Annotated in this window: 10 protein-coding genes; 5 read left to right on the top strand and 5 right to left on the bottom strand. The window is 69.4% G+C overall.

The features are described 5' to 3' along the window. Positions 1–49: 49 nt before the first annotated feature. Both GQE99_RS01110 and GQE99_RS01115 read right to left on the bottom strand, forming a co-directional pair. Entirely contained in the window at positions 50–1,321 is a 1,272-nt protein-coding gene (locus tag GQE99_RS01110) for an MFS transporter (protein ID WP_161349743.1), read from the bottom strand. Positions 1,322–1,537: 216 nt separating this feature from the next. Further along, positions 1,538–2,503, bottom strand: a complete 966-nt coding sequence (locus GQE99_RS01115; protein WP_161349744.1) for a fumarylacetoacetate hydrolase family protein — start codon at positions 2,501–2,503, stop codon at positions 1,538–1,540. A 220-nt stretch (positions 2,504–2,723) separates the two neighbouring features. Between GQE99_RS01115 and GQE99_RS01120 the strand changes: the two genes are divergently transcribed. Both GQE99_RS01120 and GQE99_RS01125 read left to right on the top strand, forming a co-directional pair. Further along, a complete protein-coding gene (locus GQE99_RS01120; protein WP_161349745.1) occupies positions 2,724–4,391 on the top strand; it encodes a Calx-beta domain-containing protein in 1,668 nt (555 codons plus the stop codon). A gap of 348 nt (positions 4,392–4,739) precedes the next feature. After that, positions 4,740–5,405, top strand: coding sequence for a L,D-transpeptidase (locus GQE99_RS01125; protein WP_161349746.1), 666 nt, complete (start codon positions 4,740–4,742; stop codon positions 5,403–5,405). 22 nt (positions 5,406–5,427) lie between these two features. Here the strand turns inward: GQE99_RS01125 and GQE99_RS01130 are convergent, their stop codons facing one another. The 3 genes from GQE99_RS01130 to GQE99_RS01140 form a co-directional block, all read right to left on the bottom strand. After that, complete coding sequence (locus tag GQE99_RS01130; protein ID WP_202530538.1) at positions 5,428–5,682, bottom strand: hypothetical protein; 255 nt, start codon at positions 5,680–5,682, stop codon at positions 5,428–5,430. A 270-nt stretch (positions 5,683–5,952) separates the two neighbouring features. Further along, positions 5,953–8,364 carry a YbcC family protein gene (locus tag GQE99_RS01135; protein ID WP_161349747.1) on the bottom strand — a complete coding sequence of 804 codons (2,412 nt, stop codon included), beginning with the start codon at positions 8,362–8,364 and terminating at the stop codon, positions 5,953–5,955. Between the two features lie 13 nt (positions 8,365–8,377). Beyond that, a complete protein-coding gene (locus GQE99_RS01140; RefSeq protein WP_161349748.1) occupies positions 8,378–9,928 on the bottom strand; it encodes a proton-conducting transporter transmembrane domain-containing protein in 1,551 nt (516 codons plus the stop codon). A gap of 117 nt (positions 9,929–10,045) precedes the next feature. Here GQE99_RS01140 and GQE99_RS01145 point away from each other — a divergent pair, with 117 nt between their 5' ends. The 3 genes from GQE99_RS01145 (at position 10,046) to GQE99_RS01155 (ending at position 14,168) form a co-directional block, all read left to right on the top strand. Beyond that, the gene (locus tag GQE99_RS01145; RefSeq protein ID WP_161349749.1) at positions 10,046–10,936 is read left to right on the top strand and encodes a LysR family transcriptional regulator; all 891 of its coding nucleotides are present in this window, start codon (positions 10,046–10,048) and stop codon (positions 10,934–10,936) included. Positions 10,937–11,094: 158 nt separating this feature from the next. Beyond that, entirely contained in the window at positions 11,095–13,092 is a 1,998-nt protein-coding gene (locus GQE99_RS01150) for a hypothetical protein (protein ID WP_161349750.1), read from the top strand. A gap of 143 nt (positions 13,093–13,235) precedes the next feature. Then, a complete protein-coding gene (locus tag GQE99_RS01155; protein WP_456237978.1) occupies positions 13,236–14,168 on the top strand; it encodes a vWA domain-containing protein in 933 nt (310 codons plus the stop codon). The last annotated feature ends 128 nt before the right edge of the window (positions 14,169–14,296 follow it).

Here is a 14,296-nt window from a genome sequence, read left to right on the forward strand (position 1 = left end):
CCCCGACAATCTTCCGAAAAAATGAGTGGCAAGGGGCCGGTGCCGTCGGTCAGGACTGCGTGTCGCTTTCTGCCTCACGCTCGGCCTCGGCCTGCTCGGCGGCCCAGATACCCGCGGCCTCGACCGCGACGGGCGAGGCGGTGGGCACGACGCCCAGGTAGCTTTCCGTGTCTTCGGTCGCGACGGCGGCACGCTGGCTCATCCTGAAGAGCGCGTAGAGGGCGATCGCGGCGAAGGTGGCGCCGAGGGCCAGCCAGAAGGCGAAGGGGCCGAATTGCTGCATCACGCCGCCGGTGGCCAGCGGCCCCAGGATCGCGCCGACGCCGAAGGTCAGGACGAGCCCGCCGGAGGCCGCGGGCATCTCCTCGGCCGAGAGCGTGTCGTTGGTGTAGGCGAGGAAGAGCGCGTAGAGCGGCGTCGTCACGCCGCCCGCGAAGAAGGCGGCCCCCATCATCGCCCAGAGGTTGTCGCCGGCGGACCAGGCGAGCGCACAGCACACGAGACCCAGGAGCGCCGCGGCGAAGATCAGCCGCCGCCGGTCCATGCGGTCCGAGAGCCACCCCACCGGGTATTGCAGCACCAGCGCGCCGGCGAAGAGCATCGCCACGAAGAGCGAGATCTGCGCCGCGCTCATTTCGATCTGGGAGCCGAAGACAGCCCCCATGCCGGACTGGGTGGCGTAGATGCCGCCCAGCAGGAAGATCCCCACGGTGCCCAGGGGCGAACTTCGAAAGAGCGTGCGCAGCGGCATGGGCCGGGCCACCTCGGCCGCCGGGACGGGCGAGATCGACAGCAGGATCGGGGCGAAGGAGATCGACACCAGGATCGAGGCCCCGATGAAGAGCGCCGAGCTCGCGGCGTCCCCGAGGTTCAGAAGCGCCTGCGCGCCGATGATGCCCAGGGTCTGCGCGATCATGTAGGCCGCGAGCACCTTGCCCCGGTTCTCGTTCGTGGAGGCATCGTTGAGCCAGCTTTCGGCGGTGACGTAGATGCCCGACATGCAGAACCCGATGAGCAGGCGCAGGATTGTCCAGGCCCAGGGTTCGGTCAGGAGCGGGAAGGCGATGAGCCCCGCGGACATGAAGCTGCCAAGGGCGGCGAAGACGCGCACATGGCCCACGCGGCGGATCATCACCGGGCTGAGCCGCGCGCCGGCCAGGAAGCCCGCGAAATAGCCGGAGGTCACGATCGCCAGTTCCGAGGCCGAGAACCCCTCGATCCCGCCGCGCAGGCCGATCAGGGTGAAATGCATGCCATTGCCGAGCATGATCAGGACGATGCCCAGCAGAAGGGCCCAGACTCCGGACAGAACTTGGCTCAAGAGCTCTCCTCTTCCCCGAGGCCGGGCCCTGCGCGCGGCGCTCGCCCCAGTTGCGCATTGGCGGGGCCGTCCTGTCAATCCGGAACCGGGGGTCTCGTCTGCGGGGTCACTGGCCGGGCGCGCAGGCGCGTTTTGGCGCGCGAAGTCGCAAAACTGAAAGAAGGGGGCCGGGACCGGCCGCCTCTTTCTTGCGTATTGTCGGAAAGATGAAAGGCGTCAGGCGGGGATGACCTTCTGGTCGATGGCGCCGAAGACCGTTTCGCCGGCCGCGTCGAAGACCTCCATCCGCACGCGATCGCCGAATTTCATGAATTCGGTGGTCGCGTCGCCCTTGTCGATCATCTCGATCCCGCGCCTTTCGGCGATGCAGGAGGAGCCCACGTCGCGGTAGGTTTCGTTCGACACGGTGCCAGAGCCGATCACGGTGCCTGGCACGAGGTCGCGCGAATAGGCGGCGTGTTCCACCAGCGCGTCGAACCCAACCGACATGGCGTAACCGTTCGCGGCCCCGAACTTTTCGCCGTTCCACCACACGCCCAGGTCCAGGTCGATGCGCGCGTCGCGCCAGGCGTCGCCCAACTCGTCCGGCGTCACCGCGACCGGGGCCATCGAACACGCGGGCTTGGCGCGCACCCAACCGAAGCCCGCCTTCATCTCGAGCGGGGCGATCCGGCGCAGGGACCAGTCGTTGATCTGCACGAGAAGGCGGATGTGCTGGCGCGCCTCGCGGGCCTTGATACCTAGCGGCACGGCATCGGTGATGATCCCGAATTCACCCTCGAAATCGATGAAGTCGTCCTCGGAGGGGAATTTCACGTCCTCGGTCGGGGCGTAGAACCGGTCCGAGACGCCCTGGTACATGTAGGGGAAGTCCGGTTTGAACTTGTCCTCCATGCCGAAGACCTTGGCCATCAGCGCGCCGTGGCTGTCGAAGGCCGAGCCGTCGAGCCATTGCCAGGCGCGCGGAAGCGGGGCCAGCGCGGCGGCCGGGCTGAAGCCACCGCCGAGCCCGTTGTTCACCGCCTCGTATTCCATCTCCAGCTGGATCTCGACCTCGTCCCAGCGCTCCATCAGCTCCTGCATCGTGTGCGCGCCCTTGGCGGGTTCGATGCGGGTCATGTCGCGACTGACGATGAACAGACGCCCGTCCCGGGTGCCGTCCGGCAAGGTGGCGAATTTCATGTCCCTCTCCCTCGGATGATGGCGTCCTATGTCGGCCAAAGCGCGGGCGGGGTAAAGGGGCTTGCGACACCGGGGGTTGATCCGACGGGGGGTGAGCGGTCAGGCTCGGATGACACGTTCATTCAGGGAGTATGTCAGGCAGGCGCGCCGAAAGGGCCGTTTTCACATTTCCAGACAGAGACTTACTGGCATGCTCCCGCTTTCAGACAGGAGCTGCACCTTGAGACAACCCGGCCCCTTCCGCCCATCCGGCACCGCCTTCGCCGCCGCGCTTCTGCTGCCCTCCGCCGCGCTGGCCCAGACCCTCACGCTGGAGCCGACGATGCGCGAGGTGCGCGAGGGCGTCACCAGGGACGTGCAGCTGTTGCTCAAGCTCGACGCGCCGGCGAAGCAGGCGTTCCGGGGCGAGATCCGGCTGGCCGGGGCCGGGGCGACGGCGGGGACGGATTTCGCGCCCACCGTGCTGCCCTTCACCTTCATGAAGGGGGAGGTGGTCAAGACGGCGACCTTCACCATCATCGACGACGGGGAGGACGAGCCTTACCGCGAGCAGCTTGTCCCGTCCGTGGCCGCGCTCTCCCCGCTCGACACCACGCAGGTGCCCGCGGTCATCAACGCCGCGGCGATGGGGCCCATCGCGATCCTCGACAACGACAACGAATACACCGTGTCCGCGTCCGGCGGCGAGGAGGGCGGGGCGGTCACCGTGACGGTGCGCCAGGCCTTCGACAGCGAGATCCCGGCAATGGTGAGCGCGGTGCCGGGCGGTGGCAGCGCGACGCCGGGGGCGGATTTCGCGCCGTGGCGGGTGCAGGGGACCTTGCCGTCGGGCACGACCGAGACCACGCTCACCATCCCGTTGGCCGAGGATGACGAGGTCGAGGGGACCGAGAGCTTCCCCATCGCGCTCGTCGACCATGGTCCGGGCACCGCCTTCTTCGAGCCGTCGCAGGTCACGGGAAGGATCACCGACACCACCAGGCCCGCCGAGCCGGTGCGCATCGAATACACCGAGGGCGTGGTCAAGATGGATGTGCGCGGCATGTTGATCGAGCAGCCGTTCCAGCACCAGAGCATGCAGGGCACCCTGCGCAAGCATCGTGGCGGCGACCGCATGACGCTGAGCCAGTCGAACGGCAAGGACCTGGAGCTCAGGCGCTACTGCGCGCAGGACACCGACTTCGGGGCCATTGCGGCCGACCTGCCGGGGCTCTCCGCGGCCGAGATCGGCGGGGGCCGGGACACCGGCTGGCGCGGGGCGTTCACCGTCGACGACATCAACTTCGACTATGCGATGGCGGAGCGGCCGGACGGCACCTATGCAGGCTACGGGCGTCAGCAGGGCAACGTGGACGGGGCCGACGTCCTGACCGTGCACGGGTTCCGCGTGATCCCGCTGTCCGATCCCGAGCCCGACGTGCCGCGCCTGCCGGCCGATCCGCCCGAGACGCAGGTGCCGCTCGACGACGCGGCCGACGCCGTGGCGCGTGAGCTGGCCGACGAGCTGGGGATGAGCCCGGCGGCGCTGCGCCCCTACATCTCGGTCACGCCCGGGGCGGACGGCACACGTGGTGACGGCGCTTCGGCGCGCGCGGTGGAAGTCGAGATCTGGCTCGACGGCGAGGGGCGGCCGCTGCCCGCGGACCGCACCGCACCAGGGCCGTGCGACCCGAACTACGGCAAGGCGGAGCCCGCAGTGAGCCGCCTTCGCTACCGTTTCCACGACACGGGCGACGGGATCGTCGCGCAGGGGGCGGTCGAGGACGTGGAGTCCGGCCGGCTCGAAAGCGCCTTCATGGAGGATTTCGACACCGCGACCGACAGCCTCGCCACCGCCGCGCAGCGGGCCCACGACGGGCTGTCGCCGGGTCTGTCCGCGCCACAGTAGGCAGGCCGCTGGTCGTGCGTGGGAGGATGCGGGATGCTGCCCCGCGAAGAGCCCCCGCGACCCGTGCGGGCCGCGGAGGTTCGGGTCACTCGTAGGCCGACAGGTCCACGTCGTAGGAATGGGTGTTGCCAGCCGGCAATGTGCCATGTCGGGCGACACCACGACACGGGGATGTGAGCGGGGAACGGCCCAGCAGCGCCTCCTGACCGTTGCTTTTGCCCCACGCCCTGCGGCAAAACCGCGATGCAGTGGAACCTTGTCACCTGGCGGGTCATTGTCATTCGAGGTCGCAACAGGGCATGGCCGGTCGGACATGCGGGGTTGGGACAGCGTGCAGGAGGACGATACATGCTTACGAGACGCCATTTCATCATGACCACGGCGGCCATGTTCTCGCCGCCCATCGCGGGGCAGGCGCTTGCGCAGTCCTCGTCGCTCCAGTCGAAATGGGACGCCTGGGACGCCCAGGTGACGCCGCCCAATTACAACCCGGCGACCACGAACCCCTGGGGCCTGCACCCCCGGTTCCTGCCCACGCTGGTCGAGGCGAAGCCGGGTCTCACCCCCGGCGACATCCACGTGGATGCCGTTGCGCGCTATCTCTACCACATCCGCAATGACGGCACGGCGATGCGCTACGGCGTGGCGATCGCGCGCGGCGATCTTTACGAGCCGGGCGCCTACACGATCAAGCGCAAGGCCAAGTGGCCCTCCTGGACCCCGACCGCCAACATGATCCGGCGCGATCCGGAACTCTACAAGGAATACGAGGACGGAATGCCGCCGGGGCCGGAGAACCCGCTGGGCTCGCGCGCCTTCTACCTCTATGTCGGCGGCCGCGATACCTACCTGCGCATCCACGGCAGCCCGCATCCGCGCTCCATCGGCGGGCGGGCGAGTTCGGGCTGCGTCCGTATGGTGATGGCCCACATCAACGGGCTCTACGACCAGGTCGAGACCGGTTCGGTCGCGATCCTCTATCCCCCCGAGGAATACGTCACCGCGCGCAGCTGATCCGCGCGCGGCCCAGACGTCTTCAGGCGGCCGGCCCGGTGCAGATCGGGCGGCCTTCGCGCGTGCGCAAGGGCAGGAGCGTGGCTTCCACCGGCCCGGAATGGAGATACCAGTAGCACCCATCCTCGCGCAGGCGCGCCGTCGACAGGTCCTGGTAGGGGGCGGCGAGCGCGGTCACCTGCTCGGGCACCGCGCCGACCTCGGTCGGATCTTGCGGGGCCGCGCAGGCGGCCAGAAGGGGGAGGGCGGTGAGGGCCGCGACGTGGTGAAGTCTCATGGCTCTGGCCTTTCGGTTTTCGACGCGCGCGGGAGCCGCGCGGGGAACATGGTCTATCGGGGTTCGGTCCCTGTTAGCGGGTTTGCCGGGCGCGCCGCAATCCCGCAGGCGTCCGGCGTTCGGTGAACAACGCGCGAGCGCCCGATCGGTTGCGCAGAAAAATGCGGCCGACGCGGTATCTTACGCTACTTCCACCCCCAGCTGTGACCGGGGCGACGGGACCCCGCCGGATGGCGGGGCCCTGCGCAGTTCACCGGGGTAGGCCCGGCCTCATTCCGCGGCCATCGCGGCCTCGTCAGCCACGCCACCCTCGAACGGCGCCCAGGTGAGGTCGCCCGTGTAGCGCCAGGCAAGCCGCCCTGTCTCGTCCATCGCGACAAGGTGGAGCCAGCGGTTGTCGAAGAGCGCGGCCACCTGCGGGTTGCGCTTCAGGATATCGTTCATCGCCTCGCGCGGCGCCTCGATGATGACCGACAGCCGCAACGGGTCATGCTGGAGCCGGTCGCCGTCATGCACCTTCTGCCACGGCAGTCCGGCCCGGATCGCGCCCCCGTTGCCCTCGAGCACGCCGATCCCGCCGGCCACGTTGTGCAGGAGCTTGTTGCCCCCGCCGAAGACCTCGGGCGCGACGGTGGAACCGTAGTATTGCAGGCTGATCCAGCTCGCCACGACCACCGGGGCGGTCATGATCTGCTCGAGCACGCCGAAGCCCTCGTCGCCGTGCCAGTCGTAGCTGTGCAGGAACGACTGGCCCGACAGGGCCTTGCCCTGGCTGCGGTGACGCGGCGCGGCGATGAAGGCCCGGCAGTTGGCCAGCCCCCATTCCGGGCGCAGTTCGGACCAGTCGCGGGCCCGGCGCATGACGTCCGCCTCCCGGCCGGCCCGGGGCAGGCGCTTCGCCCGTTCGGCCCGCGCCAGGCCGCCCGCGGCCTCGAGCCAGCCGCGCAGTTGCGCCACGTCCCGGGCGCGGTCTTTCGTCGGCAGGTCCTGTTCGAAGAGCGTTACCCGGTCCGTGGTCGTGTCGTGGAGCGCGGCGAGGAAGACGGTGTCCTGCGGGATTTCCGTGCCCCGCGCGCCAAGGCCCTTTCGCACCTCGGGGTCGTTCAGGAGCCCTGCCAGCAGCCGCGCGTTCACGTCGCCCGCGTGACCGCCGCAGGCGCCGCAGTGAAGCGCGCTTTCATGCGGGTTGTTGGTGACCGAGGCGCCGTGCCCGGCAATCATCACCACCCGCGCGAAGGGCCCGGTGAGCGACATCGCCGCGAGGATGGCCTCGGCCATGTCGACCTGTTCGTCGAGCCCGATGGCGGGATCGAGCATCGGGGCGGGATCGGCGTGGTGGCGGTGGCCGACGGCCAGCGCGTCACGCAGGAGCTTGCCGGCATAGACCGGGCCGGTCGCCTCGACGAAGGCGAAGGAGGACACGGCGGCCAGCTTGAAGCGGCCCCAGGCCCGCCGGGCCCGCGCGGCATAGCGCCGGTCGAGGTCCTGGGCCTCGGGCTCGGCGGCCTGCGATGTCACGGACGGGGAAAGAAGCGCGGGGCCGCGCGTCTCGACCACGTCCGAACCGGCCGCGCGGTGGGCGCTGGCCAGACCGAAGAACCCGGCGAAACCGATGGTCTCGATCCCAGGGTCCTGGGTTTCCAGCGCCCGGCGCAGCACTTCGGAACGCACGTCGATGCAGAAGGCGGCCTGCACCTTGGGCCGTGCATCGGTGTCCGCCTCGGGCGCGTCCGCGTCAAAGAGGGCGGCGAGCCTGCGCTGCTCGGCCCGTTCGCTGGCTTCCTGCAGCACCGCGTCGATGACATGGTCCCGGGTGGGGCTGACAGGGGCCTCGTGCTGTTCGACGACCGCCTGCCAGTCTTCCGCGATCTCGTCGCGGTAGAGCGCGAAGAGCGCCTCGTCGAAGGCCAGCCGGATCGCCAGAAGCTCGGTCAGCGTCGTGTCCGAGGTGCCGTCGAGCTCGGCCTGCCACAGCAGGTAGCGCGCGTATTGTGCCCAGCCGCCCAGGGAGGTGAGCCAGCGGTGGAAGGCGCTGCCCGCGCCCCGGCTCGAGACGCCGAGCGCTTCGCAGGCCCGCCCGATTGCCCGCCAGTGCGAGCGGTTGGTTCCGTCCACGAAGCTGCAGAAACCGGTCAGGCCGTGGATTTCCGGCGTCAGGTCGCGCGTCGCGTGGTCGCGCCAGGCGCTGAACGCCCCGCCCGTGCGCCGGGGCTGCCAGAGCGCCTGGCCCTGGTCGAAATGGCTCGCCGCCCAGGCGCCGATCCGTTCGTCGATCAGTGCGGGCCAGTCGATGCCGGACTGCGCGGCGGCCAGGTCCGCGACGGTGGGGAGTGCGCGGGGCCCGGGGGCCGGGGTGTCGAGCGCGGCCTTCACTTCGGCCAGCGTCGGGCGGTCGAAGGGGCCGGGGAGCGCATCGAGCGCGGCCAGGATGTCGGCGTCGGTGAGCGTGCCGTCCTCGGCCTTGGCCGCCCAGTGGGCGCGCTCCGGCATGATCCGGGTGCCCGCCACCCGGGCCAGCCGCGCCGCGGCGACCGCGAGCGGTTCGTCGCTCTGGCCGAGGAAGGGATTGACCGCGACGCTGGCGGACAGCGGGAAGAGCGGCGGGATCGCCTGCGCGGCGGTGTTCGCTTCGGCCACCAGTTCGAGAAGGGCGGCGGGGAAGGTTTCGAGTTTCGTGAACATCTTGATCTCCCGTTCAGGCAGAGGTCCGCTTCGTCCAGCCGCCCAGCAGCCGGTCGAAGATCGCGTTGGCATAGAGCCCGTTGGACAGGTGCACCCGCAGGCCCGCGGCGGCCGGATGCTGCGCCCAGAGCGGGAAGGTCGCCTGCGCCACCGCCACGACGCCGAAGCTGATCAGCGCGAGGATGATGAGCGCCCATTCCAGCGGCCCCGGCGCGGGGGTCGGGGGCAGGGTGGCCGCCGTCAGGTGCAGCGCGACCAGTTGCAGCACGAAGTAGCTGGTGGATGTGGCGAGTGCATAGACGATGGTGCGCCGCGTGAGCGCGCCGGGCGCCCCGTCCGCCAGCCCCTGGGCCAGCAGGTAGGCCACGCCGAAGATCAGGATCACGCCGAGCGCGATGGTCTGCACCGACTTGCCGTCGAGCCCGAAGACCGCGCCCACGAGGCCGTAGATGACGATGCCGATCGCGAAGGCCTGGAGCACGTTGCGCGCGCTGGGCACGGCCACGGGGCCGGGGCGCCGGATCGCGGCGACGTTGCGCACCGCTTCACCGGCGCTGAGGAAGGCATGCGCCTTGTAAAGCGAATGGGCCACGATATGCAGGAGCGCCAGCGGGAAGAGCGCAAGGCCGCATTGCAGGATCATGAAGCCCATCTGCGCGATGGTGGACCAGGCGAGCGAGGTCTTCACCGCCGGCTGCGTGAGCATCACCAGCCCGCCGAAGATCGCGGTGAACCCGCCGAGCAGCGCGAGCACCGCCATGACACCCGGCGCGGCCAGCATCACGTCGGCGAACCGGATCAGGAGGAACCCGCCCACGTTGATCACGCCCGCGTGGAGCAGGGCGGAGACCGGCGTCGGGGCCTCCATCACCTCGGTCAGCCAGCCGTGGGCGGGAAACTGGGCCGAGGCGAGCACGGCTGCGAGGGCCAGCAGGCCGGCCGCGACGATGGCCGTCACGCCCGGGGCGGCGGCCGAGAGGAGCGCGTGGATGTCGGTGGTGCCGTGGGCGATGGCCAGCAGCGCCACGCCGGCGGCGAGGGAAAGCTCGCTCACCCGCGCGACCACGGCCCGCTTGCGCGCGGCGCGCCGGGCGGTCGTGCGCTCGGGGTAGAAGAGGAGCAGGCGGTTCAGCGTCACGCTCGTCAGCGCGAAGGCCAGCGCCAGCTGAACCACGTTGCCCGCGCTCACCAGGAGCATCACCAGCGCGAGCGTCGCGGCCATCCAGCCGGTGAACGCGCCCTGCCGCGCCTCACCGTCGAGCGCCGTGCGCGTGTAGCGCAGGACGACCCAGCCGATGAAGCTCACCAGCACCAGCATGGCGACGCTGACCACGTCGAGCCGGATCGAAAGCCCCAGCCCCCAGGCGCCGAGCAGCGGCGAGGTGCCGGGCCCGGTCGCGATCAGGACGCCGGCCGCGCCGAGCGCGACGGCGAAGCTGGCCAGCGCGGCGCCTTCGGCGAGCGCGGGCAGGCGGCCCGGGCGCGCGCCGGGCGTCCGGCGGGCAAGGGCGGCGATCGCAAGCAGGATCGCCGGGCCCAGGAGCGGCAGGAAAAGGTACGGCATGGTGCGTCTCCCTCGTGTCATATTGGGCGAAAGCCCGTTGGCGACCGGGGATACAGAGCGGCATGAATGAATAAAAATTCATTGTTTGTGTGATATCGTTCGAATAAATAGAACGGTATGCCGCTCAACTATCACCACCTGCGCTACTTCTGGGCCGTGGCCCACGACGGGAACCTCACGCGCACCGCCGAGCGGTTGAACCTGTCGCAATCGGCGCTGTCGGTGCAGATCAAGCAGCTCGAGGAACGGCTGGGCCATGACCTTTTCGAACGGCGCGGCCGCCAGCTCGTCCTGACCGAGGCGGGGCGGATCGCGCTCGACCATGCCGACGCGATCTTCGCGACGGGGCAGGAGCTGGTGGCGACCCTGCAGGAAACCGGCGGCGGCCGGCAGGCGCTGCGGGTGGGCGCGTTGGCGACGCTCTCGCGCAACTTCCAGATCGGGTTCCTGCGCCCGATCCTGTCGCGCATGGACATCGAGGTGATCCTGCGCTCGGGCAGCCCGTCGGAGCTTCTCGACGGGTTGGAGACGCACAACCTCGATCTCGTGCTGATGAACCGCCCCCCGCCGCAGGACAGCCTGACCCCCTTCGTCACGCACCACCTGGCCGAGCAGGCGGTGAGTATCGTGGGCACGCCCGGCCGGCTCGATCCGGACCTTTCGCTGCGCGACCTGCTGGCCACGCAGCCCGTCATCCTGCCCACGACGGACAACACCGTGCGCACCGCCTTCGACGCGCTTGCCAGCCGCCTGTCGGTGCGCCCGCAGGTGGCCGCCGAGATCGATGACATGGCCATGATGCGCCTCATGGCGCGCGAGGACATCGGGCTCGCGCTCGTGGCGCCCATCGTCGTGACCGACGAGCTCGCCTCGGGCCGGCTGGTCGAGGCGAAGGAGCATCCGCGCATCCGCGAGAATTTCTATGCGGTCACGCTGCGCCGGCGGTTTCCGAACGTGGTGGTTCAGGACCTGCTCGAGGCGCACGCGCAGAAGAACATCCTGACCTGAAAGGCGCGCGAAACCCGCCGCGCGAAGGTGGACTCGCGTCGACGGATGCGGCAGGGTCCGCTCGTGCCGGAGACGCGCACCACCATTTTGGATTGCATCAATTCAGACGCGCAAGTGTCCGGCAGATAAGACGAAAGTGACATTACAGGGAGAAACGGATGCGCCCCAACTGGCTCGCACTGGCTATCCTGGCTTGTATTTCATCTCCGGCGACGGCGGGACCGCCGCTCATTACCGAGTCCGACGGGTTCCGGCTCTACTGCAACAGTTCGGACGGCTGCGGGCCCGAAGACGCGATGCGCCAGCAAGGGGACCAGGCACTGGCCGAGATGGAGGAGATCAAGGCCTGGCTCTCCGATCTCGACTTCCCGGACAGCGACACGCTCGAACACTCCGAGGAGACGGACCAGGAGTTCCTTCGCGTCGACCCGCAGCCCGCCGCGGGACGCTGCGGCAAGAACGCGACCGCCTGTTTCCGCATCGACCTGCTGGACAACGCGCGCATCTACCTGCCGCAGGAGAATCTGGGCGACATCCTCTACGACCCGTCCACGCTGGCGCATGAATACCTGCACAGCCGCCAGCCGCCGCAGAAGGCGCGCGGGGCCAATTGGCTACGCGAAGGGGTGGCGACCGCGGTCGGCACGGCCTGGGGCGAAAGGAACGGGCTGAGCGACGGGGTCTATCCGCCGGTCTACTACATGACGCTCGACCGCAGCTTCTTCGAGGTGGCCGATCCGGGCTACGGCAACTGGGCCTACCTGCTCGACATCGGCCAGCAGATGGGCAGCCGCGACCGGGTCCAGTACCTGGCCGATGACGTGTTCATGAAGGCCGCCGAACGTTATGACAGCGCGCCGGACGCGATGACGCCGCTCTATGACGCGGGCAAGGTCGGCGGCAACACCTTCGACAAGCGCTTTCCCCGTTTCGTCGCCCGCTTCAACAACATGGAGACCACCGGCAGCGCCGACAGCACCTACCAGTATTACGGCGAGATCGAGGAAGAGACGGTGGCCTTCGACGGGACCGATCGGGCGGATCACGTCGATATCGAAGGCGAGGCCAACATCTATGCCGCCGAACCGCGCCACCTGAAACTCGAGATCGGGGGCGAGGGCGCCGACAAGGCGCCCAAGGACCGGCTTCTCATGGCCGATATCGAGATCGTGGACGGCGACGCGCTGTCCGACCTCGCGCTGGTCTCGGAACACGCGATGGGCGAGACGCAGCACCGGAAGTCCTACATGGTCGACGGCTCGAACCCGCCGGAGGAGCTGGGCCTCTCCCGCGTGGTCTATGCTCCGTCCAGCATGGCAGGCGAGGACACCGATCCCAGCGCCTTCCGGCTGCGCGTGCGCGTGACCCCGATCGAGTTCGCCCCGCCGGTGTGCTTCCAGGCGGGCCAGCCTTCGTCGCTGAGCCCGGTTGGCTTCGACCCGGACCGCACGGACAACTGGCGGCTCGAGACCGACAACGGCACTGTGGACGGGCTGAGCCTGACGCCCGCCCATGCGGGCGAGATGGAGGTCAGGGTCGTGATCGACAGTCCGGTGACGCGCCAGACCGGGTCGCTCGCCCCGAAGAAGCCCGCGACCACCGAGGTGTCGCTTGGCACCTATGACGTGGCGGATGACGATTGCATGATCCGCATGACGGCGGGCCCCGCGGTGATCACCTACACCACGAAGGGCAGCTACTCGGAATACCTGGCCCCGACCGGGGACGCGATCTACTGGGCGCCGATGGATCTCGCGGTCTATCACAACGGCTGGCAGGACGTGCCGCCGATGGCACGGCAGATGATGGTGGGGCGCATGGCGACGCAGATCCCCGCGACCGGCTACGTCGCCCCCGGCGAGGACGAAGCGCAGGGCGTGTTCCTGTCGCGCATGCCGCACGCCTATTCCAAGCGCTTCGCCTGGGCGGCGGTGCGCGAGGCATTCGACATCGACGGCGCCAGCCCGCCCAAGCGCCGCGCGGCGGACTGCCCCGACGGCGGGACGGGCTGCACGATGACGACCCTTTCCATGGACGGCCACGCCGTGCCCATCTTCTTCGACGCGCAGCGCCGCCCGGTGCGGGTGACGCTGAATGGCGAAAACGTGGATTTCGAATACGGCACCTGGCAGATCCGCAGGCCCCCTGGCTGGTGAGCCCGGCGCGCACGCGCAACGACATTCAAACGAAACCGATAGGGACAGAGAGAACCATGAAGCATTTCAGGACATTGCTCGCCGCCCTCGGGGTGGCCGCCGCGACCGGTGCCGCACCGGCCCTGGCGCAGGACGAGAAGGTTATGGTGGTCTTCGACGGCTCCAACTCGATGTGGGGCCAGATCGAGGGCACCGCCAAGGTTGAGATCGCGCGCGGCGTCATGGACAACCTTCTGGGCAGCTGGACCGACAACCGCGAGGTCGGGCTCATGGCCTATGGGCACCGCAACCGCGGCGACTGCACCGACATCGAAACCATCGTCGCGCCCGGGCGGGGCACGCGCGAAGAGATCCTCGAACGCGTCCGCGACATCACCCCCACCGGAAAGACGCCGCTCACCAGCGCGGTCGAGGCCGCCGCCCGTGAGCTGTCCTACACCGACGCGCCCGCGACGGTCGTGCTGATCTCCGATGGGCTGGAAAGCTGTGACCGGGATCCGTGCGCGCTGGCCGAGAGCCTCGAGAAATCGGGCGTGGGCTTCACCGCGCACGTTGTCGGCTTCGGGCTGGGCGACACGGATGCCGCCGCGCTGTCCTGCATCGCCGACAACACGGGCGGGCAGTTCCTGTCGGCCGCCAACGCCGACGAGCTGGGCGCGGCGCTGTCGCAGGTGGCGACGGCCGTGGCCGCCCCGGAGCCTGAGCCGGAGCCCGAGCCGGAACCCGTCTACGACGTGACGCTCACCGCCCCCGAAACGGCCGAGACCGGTTCGGTCTTCGAGGTGAACTGGACCGGCACCGTGTCGGGCAGCGACTACATCACCATCGTGCCGATGGGATCGGACGAGGGCACCCGCGACAACCANTTTCCGCGTGCGCGACAAGGACCGCGACAACCTGCGCGCGCCCGGCGACGCGGGGATGTACGAGGTGCGCTACGTGCTGGACGAGGACGGGTCGACCCTGGCCTCCCAGCCCATCGAAGTGACCGAGCCTTCGGTCACGGTGAGCGCGCCGGAAAGCGCGCTTGCGGGTTCGGTGTTCGAAGTGACCTGGACCGGGACTGTGTCGGGTAGCGACTATGTCACCATCGTGCCGATGGGATCGGACGAAGGCACCCGCGACAACCACTTCCGCGTCCGCGACAAGGAGCGCGACAATCTCCGCGCGCCGTCCGAGACCGGGATGTACGAAGTCCGCTACG

It is taken from the genome of Maritimibacter harenae (assembly GCF_009882975.1).
GTDB classification, from domain to species: Bacteria; Pseudomonadota; Alphaproteobacteria; order Rhodobacterales; family Rhodobacteraceae; genus Maritimibacter; species Maritimibacter harenae.

Excerpts from the sequence above, each read along its gene's own strand:
- GQE99_RS01135 (WP_161349747.1), bottom strand. The coding sequence starts at position 8,364 with ATGTTCACGAAACTCGAAACCTTCCCCGCCGCCCTTCTCGAACTGGTG.
- GQE99_RS01130 (WP_202530538.1), bottom strand. The coding sequence starts at position 5,682 with ATGAGACTTCACCACGTCGCGGCCCTCACCGCCCTCCCCCTTCTGGCC.
- GQE99_RS01145 (WP_161349749.1), top strand. The coding sequence starts at position 10,046 with ATGCCGCTCAACTATCACCACCTGCGCTACTTCTGGGCCGTGGCCCAC.
- GQE99_RS01140 (WP_161349748.1), bottom strand. The coding sequence starts at position 9,928 with ATGCCGTACCTTTTCCTGCCGCTCCTGGGCCCGGCGATCCTGCTTGCG.
- GQE99_RS01150 (WP_161349750.1), top strand. The coding sequence starts at position 11,095 with ATGCGCCCCAACTGGCTCGCACTGGCTATCCTGGCTTGTATTTCATCT.
- GQE99_RS01125 (WP_161349746.1), top strand. The coding sequence starts at position 4,740 with ATGCTTACGAGACGCCATTTCATCATGACCACGGCGGCCATGTTCTCG.
- GQE99_RS01115 (WP_161349744.1), bottom strand. The coding sequence starts at position 2,503 with ATGAAATTCGCCACCTTGCCGGACGGCACCCGGGACGGGCGTCTGTTC.